This is a genomic window from Clostridium estertheticum subsp. estertheticum (assembly GCF_001877035.1).
Classification (GTDB): domain Bacteria; phylum Bacillota; class Clostridia; order Clostridiales; family Clostridiaceae; genus Clostridium_AD; species Clostridium_AD estertheticum.
This window is the reverse complement of sequence record NZ_CP015756.1, coordinates 3,362,507-3,377,174: the sequence shown is the minus strand read 5'-3', so window position 1 is coordinate 3,377,174 and position 14,668 is coordinate 3,362,507. Positions and strand designations below refer to the sequence as shown.

The 14,668-nt window shown below is 31.9% G+C and carries 19 protein-coding genes and 2 pseudogenes; 19 read left to right on the top strand and 2 right to left on the bottom strand.

Translation table 11 applies throughout. The features are described from left to right. Positions 1-74: 74 nt before the first annotated feature. The gene (locus tag A7L45_RS15890; protein WP_071613700.1) at positions 75-581 is read left to right on the top strand and encodes an N-acetylmuramoyl-L-alanine amidase; all 507 of its coding nucleotides are present in this window, start codon (positions 75-77) and stop codon (positions 579-581) included. Between the two features lie 149 nt (positions 582-730). Here the strand turns inward: A7L45_RS15890 and A7L45_RS15885 are convergent, their stop codons facing one another. Next, a complete protein-coding gene (locus tag A7L45_RS15885) occupies positions 731-961 on the bottom strand; it encodes a hypothetical protein (protein WP_170288014.1) in 231 nt (76 codons plus the stop codon). 1,092 nt (positions 962-2,053) lie between these two features. Between A7L45_RS15885 and A7L45_RS15880 the strand changes: the two genes are divergently transcribed. The 6 genes from A7L45_RS15880 to A7L45_RS24115 all read left to right on the top strand — a co-directional run bounded on the left by A7L45_RS15880 (position 2,054) and on the right by A7L45_RS24115 (position 5,383). Continuing rightward, positions 2,054-2,467: an SIR2 family NAD-dependent protein deacylase gene (locus A7L45_RS15880; RefSeq protein ID WP_071613698.1), complete on the top strand. Its 414-nt coding sequence runs from the start codon at positions 2,054-2,056 to the stop codon at positions 2,465-2,467. 174 nt (positions 2,468-2,641) lie between these two features. After that, positions 2,642-3,631 (top strand): SIR2 family NAD-dependent protein deacylase, encoded by a 990-nt coding sequence (locus tag A7L45_RS15875; protein WP_071613697.1) that lies wholly within the window; start codon positions 2,642-2,644, stop codon positions 3,629-3,631. Then, the gene (locus A7L45_RS15870) at positions 3,618-4,445 is read left to right on the top strand and encodes an SIR2 family NAD-dependent protein deacylase (RefSeq protein WP_071613696.1); all 828 of its coding nucleotides are present in this window, start codon (positions 3,618-3,620) and stop codon (positions 4,443-4,445) included. The genes A7L45_RS15875 and A7L45_RS15870 overlap by 14 nt, the downstream gene beginning before the upstream one ends. A gap of 272 nt (positions 4,446-4,717) precedes the next feature. Further along, positions 4,718-4,924 (top strand): hypothetical protein, encoded by a 207-nt coding sequence (locus A7L45_RS15865; RefSeq protein WP_071613695.1) that lies wholly within the window; start codon positions 4,718-4,720, stop codon positions 4,922-4,924. Between the two features lie 29 nt (positions 4,925-4,953). Next, positions 4,954-5,193: a cysteine hydrolase family protein gene (locus A7L45_RS15860; protein WP_151553359.1), complete on the top strand. Its 240-nt coding sequence runs from the start codon at positions 4,954-4,956 to the stop codon at positions 5,191-5,193. A gap of 58 nt (positions 5,194-5,251) precedes the next feature. After that, the gene (locus A7L45_RS24115; protein WP_257786552.1) at positions 5,252-5,383 is read left to right on the top strand and encodes a hypothetical protein; all 132 of its coding nucleotides are present in this window, start codon (positions 5,252-5,254) and stop codon (positions 5,381-5,383) included. A gap of 206 nt (positions 5,384-5,589) precedes the next feature. Here A7L45_RS24115 and A7L45_RS15855 read toward each other — a convergent pair whose 3' ends face one another. Continuing rightward, the gene (locus tag A7L45_RS15855) at positions 5,590-6,027 is read right to left on the bottom strand and encodes an Rrf2 family transcriptional regulator (RefSeq protein WP_071613693.1); all 438 of its coding nucleotides are present in this window, start codon (positions 6,025-6,027) and stop codon (positions 5,590-5,592) included. A 254-nt stretch (positions 6,028-6,281) separates the two neighbouring features. Between A7L45_RS15855 and A7L45_RS15850 the strand changes: the two genes are divergently transcribed. The 12 genes and pseudogenes from A7L45_RS15850 (at position 6,282) to A7L45_RS15795 (ending at position 14,500) form a co-directional block, all read left to right on the top strand. After that, positions 6,282-7,025, top strand: coding sequence for an SIR2 family NAD-dependent protein deacylase (locus A7L45_RS15850; protein ID WP_224616893.1), 744 nt, complete (start codon positions 6,282-6,284; stop codon positions 7,023-7,025). Between the two features lie 240 nt (positions 7,026-7,265). Beyond that, entirely contained in the window at positions 7,266-7,901 is a 636-nt protein-coding gene (locus A7L45_RS15840; protein ID WP_151553361.1) for an HD domain-containing protein, read from the top strand. A gap of 208 nt (positions 7,902-8,109) precedes the next feature. Continuing rightward, the gene (locus tag A7L45_RS15835; RefSeq protein ID WP_071613689.1) at positions 8,110-9,564 is read left to right on the top strand and encodes a nicotinate phosphoribosyltransferase; all 1,455 of its coding nucleotides are present in this window, start codon (positions 8,110-8,112) and stop codon (positions 9,562-9,564) included. After that, positions 9,565-9,879 (top strand): annotated as a pseudogene (locus A7L45_RS23930) (NAD(+) synthase); the annotation flags it as partial. 156 nt (positions 9,880-10,035) lie between these two features. Then, positions 10,036-10,215 (top strand): annotated as a pseudogene (locus A7L45_RS15825) (hypothetical protein); the annotation flags it as partial. A gap of 21 nt (positions 10,216-10,236) precedes the next feature. After that, entirely contained in the window at positions 10,237-11,670 is a 1,434-nt protein-coding gene (gene murC / locus A7L45_RS15820) for a UDP-N-acetylmuramate--L-alanine ligase (RefSeq protein ID WP_071613688.1), read from the top strand. Positions 11,671-11,697: 27 nt separating this feature from the next. Then, on the top strand, positions 11,698-11,871 hold the full coding sequence (locus A7L45_RS23925; RefSeq protein WP_151553362.1) for a flavoprotein: 174 nt from the start codon (positions 11,698-11,700) through the stop codon (positions 11,869-11,871). Next, positions 11,853-12,026, top strand: coding sequence for a flavoprotein (locus A7L45_RS23920; protein WP_151553363.1), 174 nt, complete (start codon positions 11,853-11,855; stop codon positions 12,024-12,026). Before A7L45_RS23925 ends, A7L45_RS23920 begins: the two co-directional genes overlap by 19 nt. Before the next feature lie 105 nt (positions 12,027-12,131). Further along, positions 12,132-12,494: a C-GCAxxG-C-C family (seleno)protein gene (locus tag A7L45_RS15805; RefSeq protein ID WP_071613687.1), complete on the top strand. Its 363-nt coding sequence runs from the start codon at positions 12,132-12,134 to the stop codon at positions 12,492-12,494. A gap of 227 nt (positions 12,495-12,721) precedes the next feature. Then, positions 12,722-13,063 (top strand): EamA family transporter, encoded by a 342-nt coding sequence (locus A7L45_RS23555; RefSeq protein WP_207647741.1) that lies wholly within the window; start codon positions 12,722-12,724, stop codon positions 13,061-13,063. Beyond that, positions 13,044-13,613 (top strand): DMT family transporter, encoded by a 570-nt coding sequence (locus A7L45_RS23550; RefSeq protein ID WP_207647740.1) that lies wholly within the window; start codon positions 13,044-13,046, stop codon positions 13,611-13,613. Before A7L45_RS23555 ends, A7L45_RS23550 begins: the two co-directional genes overlap by 20 nt. A 116-nt stretch (positions 13,614-13,729) precedes the next feature. Beyond that, on the top strand, positions 13,730-14,500 hold the full coding sequence (locus A7L45_RS15795) for an MBL fold metallo-hydrolase (RefSeq protein ID WP_071613686.1): 771 nt from the start codon (positions 13,730-13,732) through the stop codon (positions 14,498-14,500). Positions 14,501-14,668 lie beyond the last annotated feature (168 nt).

Genomic DNA, 14,668 nt, shown 5'->3' with positions numbered 1-14,668 from the left:
ATACCTTGGCATATTGTAAAATAAGGTTAAAAAATTACCCTAAGATTAGAACAAAAATTATGGAGGTGATTGCTTTGAAATATGGTATTGATATTGGCCACAATTGCCCACCCTCAGATATAGGATATGTGGGTATAAGAAAAGAAGATGAGTTAAATAAAGAGGTCGGAGTTAAGGTAATAGCAAAGCTTAAAGAACTTAAGCAGGAGGTAGTGTACTGCACTCCAAGTGCTGACTCTAGTTTAAGTAATTCACTTTATAGAAGGGTAAATAAGGCAAATGAAGAAAATGTAGATTTATATGTGTCTATTCATTTCAATGGAGGAAGAGGAGACGGAACAGAAGTATTTGCGATATCGGAATCAAGTAAAAAAACGGCTAAAAGAGTTGTAGATGAGATAGCCCAGCTGGGATATGTTAATAGAGGAGTAAAAGATGGAAGCTTTTTATATTTATTAAAAAACACAAAAATGCCTGCAATACTTGTAGAAGGGGGATTTTTGAATTCTAAAGATGATATGGAAAGGTTTAATGCAGAAAACATAGCAAATGCTATTGTAAATGGAATAACTACATTTTAGAAGGAAAGAAACTCATTTTATAGCTTAATACAATAAAAGCACTAGGAATAATACTAGTAAACATAAACTATGTAATGAGTAAAACGGACAACCAGAAGGCTGCCCGTTTACATAGAAATGTACTTAATTTTTTATAAAATTCATTATTCTTAAAACCTGAATTTATTTATTAATTTTATCAATTCATTAGCCTTATCATTCAATCCCTCAGCCAAAGCATTCATTAAGTTATTTGACTCCGCTTGAGTTTGAATTGTTGTTGTGACTTCCTCTGTTGCTGCAGTATTCGCTTCAGAAATTGATGCAATGCTATTAATAGAATCATTTAAGAGATTTTTACTTTTATCAATCACATTAATGGAGTTCATACTAACTTCCATAGCACTTGAAATATTTGAAATTGATTCTTTAATTTTACCAAAGGACGTTATTGTACTGCTAACTTGAACTAGTTCCTCTTTAAATAGCTTTTTAGCATTTTCAGATATTTCTAAAGAGGCTCCTATAGATTGATTAACTTGATCTACTATAAATATATAACAATTTTTACCTATATTAGCATCTTTTATAGAAGAAGAAAAAACTTGAGGGTCTACATTTATTATATTGATCTTCAGTAATAGTATTAAAACTATTACTTATATCTTTGTTAGATAAAACTTGCATGGATAGCTAATTGTTAAATAAATCTTATTTAACTATATAGTTCGACAATAAATATGTAACTTCTCTTTTATAAAAATATTTTGTATGAATTTATAAAAAAAACAAATAATGTTTAAAGTCCTTATTATAATTATATTAGAGGAAAGCATAAGCAAATTTAATATTATGATGAAAAAGACAAAGAAGTTGTAAAGATTGTTACCAACACGTATGGAATAAAGATTACTTTAACTGAAAATTAATTAATTTCTCCTAAAAATACTAAAATTCAGAATTATTCAATTTGCTACAATAGAATTGAGCTACCTTTTTATAGTATAGGTTAATGATGTGATCCAAAGTTATTTCTTTCACTGTTTAATAATCCGGCTTCTCGTAATTTCATAAGGATTTGTCTGAATGCTGTTGGCAATAGCTATACTGCTTAAATCTGAATTTTGATTAATTTTAATAAAAACTAATATGTGTACTGCATGACTTGGTTTGGTTTAATATCCCATAAAAGCAATACTCCCTGATATTAAAATATTTTCAACAGCTACTTGACTTTGCAGAAGTGCAATGCTAGACTAGAATTGCTGTTAATTTAATATTATCAGCAACCCCGAAAGAAGTCAAGGAAGATAAGGAGAGGTTAAAGATGGATAAATTAAACTATTCGCAGCAAATTTGAAAATAAATACGGTTTTCATAATACTTTTGATGGATTCTATTATCCATATCGCACCAGCGAAGAACGTTGGGCATTTATTGCACGTTCGGGATGTTGTATATTAGATGCACAAGTTGGAAAAGCATATGAGGATTTGCAATGGCTACTAAAAGATAAGAATTATTATATTCTCACAACTAATCAGGATACACAGTTTGAAAAAGTATTTCCTATTGAGAAAATTAGTGCTATTCAAGGGGATTGGAAATATTTACAGTGTAATAGAAGATGTCATGATAAACTCTACGATTCCGTGGAACTACTTCACAAAATTAATGCGGAAATAGATGTGGCTTTGAAAATTCCAACAGAAATGGGTCCGCATTGTCCTCATTGTGGAGCAGAACTTGAGCCATGGGTACGCTCTCGTGTATTTTTGGAAGGAAAGAAATATAAAGAAGAGCACCAAAAATTAAGTGATTTCCTTAGAAAAAATATGAATAAAAAGGTTTTGTTTCTGGAACTCGGTGTAGGAAGGATGACGCCAATGTTTATTCAGGAACCATAGAGTATGAGATTCCTGTATTCTAAAATATGTAGGAATTATCCTAACATTATGTCTGCTATTGGTAATAGGCATGGTGTGTATAATGAAAAATTGCAAAAAGTACATGAATTGGAGTTTTTTTGCAAATATTGATTGCCGGATACAATAAAATATATAGAAAGTGAGTGAAATAGAATGAGCTTTTATGAAGATTTAGTAATGAAAACACAGAGGAAAAATTATTCAGGAAATTATGGAATTTATGCTTCTGGAGGAACCGCAGTAAAGATGAGTAAAAAGAAAGCTTTACCATATGAGAATCAGATAGAAGAATTTGTAAAAAAGATAGAGGAAGCGGAATGCATTGTAGTTGGTGGTGCGTCTGGTTTATCTGCGGCGGGTGGTGGAGATTTTTATTATGATGATACACCATCCTATAGGGAGTATTTTGGAAAGTTTGCAGAAAAGTATGGATTTAATGGCGCTTTCGCAGGTATTATGCATCAGTTTTCCACAAGAGAAGAACATTGGGGATATCTGGCAACCTTTTTATATACCACCGTACATGCACCTATTAGAAAGCCGTACAAGGATTTGGATGAAATCATTAAGGGTAAGGATTTTCATATTTTGACAACGAATCAGGATACACAGTTTGTAAAACTCTATAAAGAGGAAATAGTAAGTGAGATTCAGGGAGATCATCGTTTCCTTCAATGCAGCAGACAATGCTGTGATGAGACTTGGGATGCAGTAAAACCGGTAGAGGATATGATTGATTCCATGGGAGAAGGTACTAAGGTTGCAACAGAGCTGATTCCACACTGTTCTCACTGTGGTGCAGAAATGTTTCCATGGGTACGAGGCTATGGTAATTTCTTGCAGGGAAAGAAATATGAAGAGCAGTATCAGAAAATATCGGACTATATCCAAAAAAATAAAGACAAAAGGATATTGTTTATTGAATTAGGGGTAGGACGCATGACACCGATGTTTATTCAGGAGCCATTTTGGGAACTGACAGAAAGTCTAAGAGATGCATATTACATTGCTGTCAATGATAAGTATGAATTAATTCCAGAGAAAATTGAAGACAATGGAATGGCAATTGTTGGAAGCATAGTGAATGTATTGGAAGCTGTAAAAAAAGTTAAAATGAAGAGGTGTATTTATGAATCAATATGAAATAATAGCAAAGAAAATACAGGAGGCAGATGCCATATTAGTTGGCGCAAGCAATGGATTTTCTATTTCTGAGGGTCTGCATATTTTCGCAGATAATCAGAAATTTGAAAATCTGTTTGGAGATTTTAAAAAAACATACGGAATTAGAAATATCTTAGAAGGAATGTATACAAGATTCCCGTCAGAGGAAGTAAAGTGGACATTTATTAGCAGACTTGCCAATCATTATAGTGGCAATTATACAGGAAGCGAAAATACAAATGCTTTAAAAAAAATTATTGGAAATAAACCTTATTTTATGGTTACTTCCAACGGAGAAAACCATTTTGAACTTGCAGGATTTCAACCGGACTGTATTTATGAAATTGAAGGAAGTTGGAAGGAAATGCAATGTGCAAAGCCTTGTCATAAAGAATTATATCCTGCATTTGCTGCTATTAAGAAAATGAGTGAAGTAGAGCGAAATGGCAGAATCCCCACAGAACTTGTACCCAAATGCCCAAAGTGCGGCGGACCTATGCAGATTCATGGTGCTGGGGAAGGTTTTATTCCTGATGAAGTAGCGCATAATAGATTTCAGGAGTTTATACAAAAGTATCATGGCAGAAATATGGTCATATTAGAGCTGGGAATTGGATGGAGAAATCAGTTGATTAAGGCACCATTTATGAGATGGGCTGCTGAAGAGCCGAATGTAACCTATGTTGCTGTAAATAAGGGAGAAATCTACTTACCGGATGAGATTAAGGCAAAGTCTTTTGGGTTGGATGGAGATATGGAAAAAATTCTAAAAGAGATAGCAGATAAGATGTGATATTTATTGACTGATTATTGCTTCAAATAGCGTATTTAAAAATTGAAAGCGTTAGGAGAACTATGTATGGAAGAAAAACTTGTAAAAGTATGAATTACCTCAATCAATGAAAAGCAGGTTTGTGATGAAAAGTATATTTTAATTCAGACCAGACAAAAACCAGACGGAGGAACAACAAATGGATTGATTTAAATTCCTATTGGTAAGGTTCGTTAATATTAAAGTGTTTTTCAAGCTTTCGTCGTGAAATAGAAGAAGAAACAGGAGTGAATGTGACGAAAATCTTTGGAGAAGAAAATACTGTATCCCAATCTGTTGGCAAGGACAGAATAATTTCTTTTGAGACATTTTGCATAACACAGAATCTTTCAGGAATGTATTCTATCATTGTTCGCACTTTTTGCTGCGAAGCGGAGAGTGAACTATTGGCAATGAGCAACGAGACACAAAGTATTCACTGGGAAAATGTTGTGTTTTGAAAGAAGGTAAACTGATGAAATGGAAGTTCTTGCACAGGCATTCGCATTTTATGATTCCAGAAGGCTGGGAGCTTGACGGAAGACAGCAGGAGCTTCAAAGAAAAGCAAAGATTGAAGATATAGAAAGTATAGAATTGGTTGAATTATGTACGGATATTTGTATGGTAACCAATGTTCTCTTACTGAAAGCTTATATGCCGGAAATCCCGATTTATGTGGATGCTTCGTGTTGTACAGGTGTAACACCGGAAAAACACAAAGCTGCATGATATAACGATTTTTTCATCGGTGAGAATTGTGATGTTACAATTATGACGGGGTGTGGCTGTGGTGTATTTTAAAGAGAAATCTATACAGGAAGGCAAAGAAAAGTTAGAAAATACGATAGAAATATATGAAATTGTACAAGGAGTTGTATATGGTAAAATAAAGCCGATAACAACATGGTTGGAGGGATGATACCATATAAATACTTAAAATGTGGCGGAGTTATTCCACTAAAAGAATACAATGGCATATGTGGAAAAAACCACAAGTACAATTAAGAAAACCATAGAGGAACAGTAATTTCTATGGTTTTTACTTTAATTATTAATAATTTCTCCGAAGGAGTGTGTCGCAGACACCTTTGTTCTCTAAAAATATTTTATTTCAAAATTATTTATTTAATTAGTGTAGGATAGCTCTACATTTTTATTATAAAGATCAATAATATGCTCCAATGTGATTTCTTTCATTTTATGTTCAGCAGTTTCTTGGATTTCATCATAATATTTCTGTAATGAAAGCTGAATATTCGTACCCACACCACAATCGGGATTGGTTTGCGTATCAAGGTGTAATAGAGTCTTGTTACCCTCTACAGCACGGTAGAGATCTAGAATCGTGATATCAGCAGCTTCTTTTGCTAATGATGGTTTAGCATGTCCGGTAATACTGTTTAATAATCCTGTTTCTCGTAATTTCATCATGATTTGCCTTACGCATCCGGGATTTGTCTGAATGCTTTTGGCGATGGCTGTACTGCTTAAATTAGAACATGGATTAATTTTAATAAAAACTAATATATGTACTGCCTGGCTTAGTTTAGTTGAATATTTCATAAAAATAATGCTCCTTGTTGTTAAAATATTTTTAACAGCTACTTGACTTTGTAAAAGTGTGATGTTACACTGAAATTGCTGTTAATTTAATATTATCAGCAACCTCGAAAGAAGTCAAGGAAGATAAGGAGCGGTTAAAGATGGATAAATTGAACTACTCGCAGTAAATTAAAAAAATTATAGAAAAAATTGAAGAATCAGATGCTATTCTGATTGGTGCAAGCAATGGATTTTCTATTTGTGAAGGCTTACATTTGTTTGGAGGAGATCAAGCTTTTCAAGAATTATTTCCTGATTTTATCGAAAAGTATGGATTTTCCAATATTCTTGAGGCAAGCATTTTTAAATTTCCTAAGGAAGAGGAAAAATGGACTTATTTGAGCAGGTTAATCTGGCATTATAGCGGTACTTATCATGGAAGTTCGGTTATGGATAGTCTTAAGTCTATTATAATGGATAAACCGTATTTCATTGTTACATCTAATGGAGAAGGGCATTTTTCATTAGCAGGATTGGAGAATGAACAGATTTATGAAATAGAAGGAAACTGGCTTTCTATGCAGTGTGCGCATAGATGCCATGACACATTGTATCCATCAATGGATGTGATAAAGAAAATGGCACAAGTACAACAAACAGGAAAGATAACATCTGAAATGATTCCTAAGTGCCCATTTTGTGGTAGAGAAATGCAGATTCATGTAGCAACAGATCATAATTTTATTCCAGATTCTGATGGTCAGAAAAGATTCCAATCATTTGTAAATAAATATCATGGAAAGAATCTAGTAGTATTAGAGTTGGGTATTGGTTGTAGAAACCAAATGATAAAAGCACCGCTTATGAATCTTGTTAACCAAGAACCAAATGCAACATATGTCACAGTTAACAAGGGCGAAATTTATATTCCAGAAGTTATTAAACATAAGTCTTTTGGGGTGGATGGTGACATGACAGAAATTTTAACATTATTAAAAGGAAAAATGACTAGTATGTAGTAAATTAAAAAACATTAGGAGGAAAAGTATGTTATAGATAATATGTTTAATGTTTTTTATTACAGATTTTCAATGAGAGAGGGACGTTGGGCTTATATGGCCATAGGCTCGTGATTATGAATTTTTGGAAGATGACTGCTAGTTATAAAAATACATTCTATGTCAGTGTAAACCATAAAAAAACCAGTGCGCCGGAACATCTACAAGGAAGAGCTGTGGCAATTTCAGACGATATTGCTAATGTACTTAGTAATTTGCGTATTAAAGTGCAAGGTAAATAATTTTTATATAGAGAGGAAGATAAAAATGTTTTTGGAAAATATTTTGGATAATCCTACATGCCAGCCAGTTGCAGAGCGCTATAAAAAATGGTATGAATTCATGGAGAAAAATGTTGAGTTTTCATTTATTGACAGTGAAATGCACACAAAACACCATTGTGCTCGCGTGTTATTGCTGGCACTTATAATTGCACATCAGATTGGGCTAAGTGACGAAGAAATGAATTCACTAAGCATGGCAGCTGTTTTTCATGATTCTCGCCGCCTAGATGACTGGCTGGATACAGGACATGGAAAGCGGGCAGCAGAATATTATAAAGAAAGCTATTCTAAATATGATATTTCTTTTGATGAAAGGACTTATTATGTTATGGCTTATCATGATAGAGACGATGTACTTGGTTTGTCGGAGATTAAAAAGTCGCCTGCTTTAAGCCAAAACTGCATATTGTTATATAAGATATTCAAGGATTCTGACGGATTAGATCGTTTTAGGTTAGGTCCAGATGGTTTGGATGTAAATATGCTTCGAACAAAGGAAGCATCTAAACTTGTTGATTTTGCAAAATACCTTTTGAAGAAAAGCAGTGAGTAGATAATGCGTATTTAGAAGTATTAAAATAGTTTGTAATTTAAATTAAAAGCTGTTTGTAGTAAGAATTGCATAGTTGAGCATTGTATAGAAGGGACATCTGGCTGGAAAATCTCAAAAAAGTATATGTAAGCGGATGCCAGGTGATTAAAAAGCCGGCTTTTGACTCATTAAAACTTGCAGAATTGATTGGTGAGAGGAGGAAAATAGGATGACACAGTTTGATAAACGTAATATAAGCATGATGATGGATTTATATGAAATGACTATGGCAAACGCGTATTTTGCTAGGCAAAATGAAATGAAGAGAGTTGTATTTGATGTATTTTATCGCAAAAACCCAGATAAAGGAGGCTTTGCAATATTTGCAGGTCTAGAGCAGATAATAGAGTATGTAGAAAATATGCACTTTGATTCAGATGACATAGAATATTTTCGCTCCGTGAGCCTATTTAGTGAAGACTTTTTGGAATATTTAAGAAATTTTAAGTTTTCAGGGGATATTTATGCCTTTGAGGAAGGAACAATCATGTACCCTAATGAACCAATAATTACAATAATAGCGCCCCTCATTGATGCTCAGTTAGTAGAAACAGCAATTCTTACACAAATCAACCATCAATCTTTAATTGCTACAAAAACAAGGCGAATTGTTAGTGCTGCCGGAGGTAGGGCGGTATCTGATTTCGGTGCAAGACGGGCCCATAATATTGATGCAGCTGTTTATGGTGCAAGAGCTGCTTATATAGGTGGAGCTAGTAGTACCTCAAACATCATGGCAGGAAAACAATTTGGTATCCCTGTCAGTGGAACCATGGCACACAGCTGGGTAATGTTTTATAAAGATGAATATGAGGCGTTTAAGAGTTACTCGGAAAATTATCCAGATGCAGCAGTGCTTCTAGTAGATACATATGATGTTATTCATTCTGGTATCCCAAACGCTATAAGAGTGGCAAAAGAAGTTTTAGAGCCAATGGGAAAAAGATTGAAGGGTGTACGACTAGATTCAGGAGACCTTGCATATCTATCTAAAAAGGTGCGTGCTATGCTTGATGAAGCTGGTCTTCAAGATTGTAATATTTTAGTATCGAATAGTTTGGATGAGTATACCATTACTTCGATTTTAAGCCAAGGTGGCGACATTGATGGTTTTGGTGTAGGAGAGCGTTTAATAACAGCTAAGAGCGACCCAGTATTTGGTGCAGTATATAAGATTGCTGCGGTGGAAGAAAATGAAACATTTGTATCTAGGATAAAGATATCAGAAACTATTGAGAAAATTACCAATCCTGGACTTAAAAAAGTATATCGTGTCTACTGTGAAGAAGGAAATGCAATAGCAGATTTAATCACCAAAGCAGACGAAACTATTGATATGAATAAATCATATAGATATGTTGATCCGGAAAAACCATGGGAAAATAGATACTTTAATAAATGTACCGTGAAAGAATTGCAGCAGCTTGTTGTGAAAGATGGTAAACGAGTATATAAGGTACGTAATATAGGTGAAATTCGTAGTTATGTAGAGCAACAGTTAGAAAATGAAATTTGGATAGAAGAGCAGCGATTTGAAAATCCACATAAACATTATCTTGATATGAGTCCTTGTTACTATGAATTAAAGATGAAAATGCTCCACGAATCTCAGAGTAAAGGGTAATTACTCCCAATAGAAAAAGGAGAACATATACAATCTACAGAAGGAACAATAGGAAAATATGACCTGCATGATTTTTTTCTATACCATTTTATACGTAATGGCTTTAGTAAAGAAAAAATTCGTAAGCTTGCATATATAGCATTTAAAAATGTAATGCATGTGGAAATAGATAAGACGCTGGATATCTTTTTTGAACGTTTTTTCAGTCAACAATTTAAGCGTTCCTACCTTCCAGATGGACCTAAAGTTGGTACAGTATCGCTGTCACCTAGAGGTGATTGGAGAATGCCATCAGATGTAAAGTATCCGAATTAAAAGTAAATTTATTATTCACCGCTTGAGAATAGTAATAACGTTACTATGATTTGAAATAAAAAAAGTATATTAATCGTTACAAAAAATTGATAAATCAATGTAGGATCATGAAGTGAAAAAGTTAACCATGAAATTTAAATATTTTACTAGGTAATAGAAAACTTATTCTGGGCATTTACATATAATTTAGTAGGGATACCAGTTACAATGGGGATACTTCATATATTTGGAGGACCATTATTAAATCCAATGATAGCAGGAACTGCAATGAGCTTTTGTTCAGTATCAGTGATAACAAATGCCTTAAGACTGAAGAGATTTAAGCCGACTAGATAGATATTATAGGAGTGAATTATATTGGACAATAAGAAAAAGGTACATTTTATGGGCATTTGTGGAAGTGGAGCGGCACCTATAGCAGTTATTGCAAAGAATATGGGATTTGATGTATCAGGGTGTGATTTAAATATGTCAGCTTATTATAATGATGCTCTTGTGAAAAATAGTATAGAGATTTTTAAAGGTCATGATTTAAATCATATAGAGAATGTTGATATCTTAGCCATATCACCTGCTATTTTAGATATTTCTCCTAATCATCCAGAAATAGTGGAAGCTAAAAAAAGAGGAATTTTAATGACATGGCAGGAGTTTTCAGCTAAATATGTACAAAATGAAAAATATGTTATTTCCATTTCAGGTACACATGGTAAATCTACAACTACAATTTTAATGGGACTTGTTCTAGAAAATGGAGGACTAGATCCAATTGTTGAAGCTGGAACGACTTTTAAAAATTGGGGAGGAGGATATAGACTAGGAAAGTCAATGTACTTTGTATGTGAAGCTGATGAATTCAATAATAACTTTTTAAATTACAATCCTTCCATAGCTATAATAAATAATATAAAGATGGATCATCCAGAGTTTTTCAAGGATATAAATGAAGTTAAGGATTCTTTTAAAAACTTTATTAAAAAGCTTAAAGGATCGAAAATTTTAATTGTAAATGAAGATAGTGCGGCTATTGGTGAAATATTATATGAATTAAAGAACTGGCTAAAAACGGAAGGTGTAAAAGTTATTGGCTATTATATAAATAATAAGCTTGAATTTCCTTTTAATACTGAGTATAGGGTTAAATTAAATTCAAATACCCCTGAATATTCATCATTTAAAGTAATAAGTGAAGACAAAGAAAATAATTTTAAGATTGGATTAATAGGACAACATAATGTTCAAAACTCGCTAGGAGTATTGATTGCTGCCTTAGAGTTAGGTGTTGATATAGATATAATAAAGAATTCTTTTGAAAACTTTAAAGGAATAGGAAGAAGGTTGGAATTAATAGCAAATATTGATGAAATTAAGGTTTTTGATGACTTTGCTCATCATCCTACAGCAGTAGCAATTACATTAGATTCAATTAGACTTAGTTACCCAGGGAAAAAGGTTTTTGCTATTTTCGAACCTCGCCAGCTCTCAAGAACAAAGCTATTTTTTCATGAGTTCGCTACAGCATTAAAGAAAGCTGATAGAGTTATTATTACAAGACCTTTTTTAGGACGAGAGGCAAATAAAAACTTAGAGCCAGTCGATTTAGACATGTTAAGTGATGAAATAGGTATAAACAAAGCTGAATATATAGAAAACTTTGATAAAATATGCGAAAAAATTCTTAGCGAAGCTAAAAATGGAGATATAATAATAGTTTTTGGAGCAGGAGAATCTTATAAATTGTCGAGAAAAATTATTGAGTTATTAAATCAGAAACACGGTTTAGTAAAGTGAAGATGCAATTATGAGGTGGATTTTGTTATGTTAAATAATAAAAATATTGTTATATGTGTATGTGGAGGAATAGCAGCATACAAAGTAGTCGATGTAGTTAGTAAACTAAAAAAACAAGGAGCTGATGTACATGTAGTGATGAGTGAGTCAGCGACGAAATTTGTTACACCGTTAACCTTTCAATGTATGAAAATAAGATAGTTCAAAACAACATAGAGAAACTTAAAGCATATGGATATGAGTTTATTGAACCACAAATAGGCACTATGGCTATTAAGGGTGAAAAAGGTGCTGTCGGCAGACTTCCTAAACCACAAAATATAGTAAACTATATATTAAATATAGATTTTAATTAACTACTATATATGTTATAGCAGCTAAAAATATAATAAGACACAAAATAGTCACAGAAGAAAGATAAATATATAATACAATTTTTAGATTAAGAAGGAGAAAGAGTAATGGAAAAAGTATTAGAATTTCATAAAGAAGGGTACAATTGTGCTGAATCTATATTAAAAGCATTTAATGAGGATACTAATTTGGATATCCCAGTGTCAATGGCAAGTCCATTTGGAGGAGGAATGTCTGTAGGAAGTACTTGTGGAGCAATTACAGGAACATTAATGGCTATTGGAGCATTAAAAGGAAGAAATTCAAGTGAGGAGAAAAATAACTCAAGAGCATTATCAAGAGAAATAATAAATAAAATTAAAGAAAAATATGGAACTCTAGAATGTATTGAACTTAAGAAAAAAGGTGTAGCTTGTGAGGAAATAATAAAGTTTGCTTATGATGCATTAAAAGAGAATACAGAATTCTAACAAAATGTATAAATCTATCATTGTTTATAAGATGGTGGTAGATTTAATTAAATAAAAGTGAAAAGTGCATTCATATGATAATTATAGCTTTATTTTGAGTGAATAAAATGTGTCAACCATTTTTATTGTAGTATATTGACGTAATAAAAACATAGTGCTATGTCTGCGATGTTATTTATATAATAACAGTAAAAAAGTAGCGAACACGCGGAGAAGGAGTTGAATTCATGAATGTTAGACACAAGGGGATTATTTTTACTGTAGTGTCAGCAATTATATTTGGATTTACGCCAGCTATAGGTAAAATAACTTATTCTATGGGGAGCAATGGGATACAATTGGCTTTTTTAAAAAGTACATTTGCATTACCGATATTTTTAATAATCGTTTTATATAATAAATTATCTTTAAAATTATCAAAACAACAATTATTTGATGTATTGATAATAGGTCTTATAGGAAGTACATTAACAACTGTATTGCTTTATTCATCATACAGTTTTATTGATGTAGGTAGTGCAACTGTCTTACATTTTCTATATCCTTTGTTTGTTTGTTTGTTTGATTAATTTTGTTTTTTATCATCAGAAATTAAATAAACAACAAATTTTTTCATTATTTGTAGCAATGATAGGTATTGCATGTTTTGCAGAAAATAAATCTATATCAATTATTGGCTTTGCTTTAGCCACTATTTCAGGAGTATTTTATGCTTATTATATGGTTGGTATGGATCACTCTTCTGTCAGAGAATTAAATCTATTTGTATTTAATTTTTATATATCAATTATTAATTTTTTAGGAGTTCTAGTTTTAGGACTATTCACTCATAGTTTTTCTATTATGTCGATGAAAGGATATTTGTTATCATTATTAATTGCTATATTTGTAGCTTTAATCGGTGGTGTTTTAATACAAAAAGGCATTTATTATTTAGGGGCATCATTAACAGCTATATTATCTACATTAGAGCCAATTACAAGTATTATTGTTGGAATTATATTTTTAAACGAAGGATTAACAATACAGAAAATTATTGGATGTTCACTAGTTTTAGTTTCTACAGTAATTTTAACAAAAAGTCAAAATAAAGAAAATGAACAGAAAATAACTATTTAAGGTGGTTTTGAGAATATTTGAAATTATTGATATTAATCATGGACTTTAATATGAGTAAATTAAATCATTTAGATAGATATAAATGTATTAGAAAAAACAAACAGGGAGGAATTATAATGAAAATTCAACAGATTAGAAATGCTACCTTAATTATTTCGTATGGAGGTTTAAAATTTTTAGTGGATCCATGGCTACAAGATAAAAATAAAGGATTTAGTGCGCAATCACTAGATCCTATAAAAAATGATATGAAATCACCATTACATGATTTACCTTTTTCACCAGAAGATATTTTAATGGATATAGATTATTGCTTAGTTACTCATTTTCATGAGGATCATTTTACAAAAGATTATCTTCCTCTTGATATATCAATAATATTCCAAAATGAAGAAGATGAAACAAAAGCAAAAGAAATTGGATTTACAAATACATCGTCTTTTATAGAAAATTCACTTGAAATTGATGGCATAACATTAATAAAAGTTCCAGGAGTTCATGGGGATAATGAGATTACTAGTTTAAAAATGGGAGTCGTTTCAGGATATGTTTTTCAACATCCAGATGAAAAGACTGTATATATAGCTGGTGATACTATTTATTATTATGGTGTTGAAAATAATATAAAAACCTATCAGCCAGATATAATTATAGTAAATAGCTGTGATGCTAGATTAACGTTTGGTAGACTTATTATGAACAAGGAAGATGTTGTTTCTGTTTGTAAGGCTGCTCAAAATGCAAAAGTTATTGCTAGCCATATGGATAATGTCAACCATGGATTTTTAACTAGAGAAGAATTAAAACAGTATTTGATTGATCAAAAATATGATAAACAAGTTATAATTCCTAATGATGGAGAAATAATTCAAGAAAGTAGCATATAAAAATGTAATGCAAGGGCAAATATGGTTTTGTTATTGAGCAATTCTTCATTAGAGAAGACTGACATCAATTTATAATAAGAAGGCAGTATAGTGATTTGAATAAATAGGCAATAAGCATTATGAAAGCTTATTGCCTATTTGATCTCTTAAAAAAACTAAAATTCAGAA

Bases quoted from the DNA above. Each gene is read 5' to 3' on its own strand.
- A7L45_RS15885 (WP_170288014.1), bottom strand. From the start codon at position 961: ATGGAAGTTAGTATGAACTCCATTAATGTGATTGATAAAAGTAAAAAT.
- A7L45_RS15875 (WP_071613697.1), top strand. From the start codon at position 2,642: ATGAGCTTTTATGAAGATTTAGTAATGAAAACACAGAGGAAAAATTAT.
- A7L45_RS15870 (WP_071613696.1), top strand. From the start codon at position 3,618: ATGAATCAATATGAAATAATAGCAAAGAAAATACAGGAGGCAGATGCC.
- A7L45_RS15855 (WP_071613693.1), bottom strand. From the start codon at position 6,027: ATGAAATATTCAACTAAACTAAGCCAGGCAGTACATATATTAGTTTTT.
- A7L45_RS15840 (WP_151553361.1), top strand. From the start codon at position 7,266: ATGTACTTAGTAATTTGCGTATTAAAGTGCAAGGTAAATAATTTTTAT.
- A7L45_RS15835 (WP_071613689.1), top strand. From the start codon at position 8,110: ATGACACAGTTTGATAAACGTAATATAAGCATGATGATGGATTTATAT.
- A7L45_RS23925 (WP_151553362.1), top strand. From the start codon at position 11,698: ATGTTAAATAATAAAAATATTGTTATATGTGTATGTGGAGGAATAGCA.
- A7L45_RS23920 (WP_151553363.1), top strand. From the start codon at position 11,853: ATGTATGAAAATAAGATAGTTCAAAACAACATAGAGAAACTTAAAGCA.
- A7L45_RS15805 (WP_071613687.1), top strand. From the start codon at position 12,132: ATGGAAAAAGTATTAGAATTTCATAAAGAAGGGTACAATTGTGCTGAA.
- A7L45_RS23555 (WP_207647741.1), top strand. From the start codon at position 12,722: ATGAATGTTAGACACAAGGGGATTATTTTTACTGTAGTGTCAGCAATT.
- A7L45_RS15795 (WP_071613686.1), top strand. From the start codon at position 13,730: ATGAAAATTCAACAGATTAGAAATGCTACCTTAATTATTTCGTATGGA.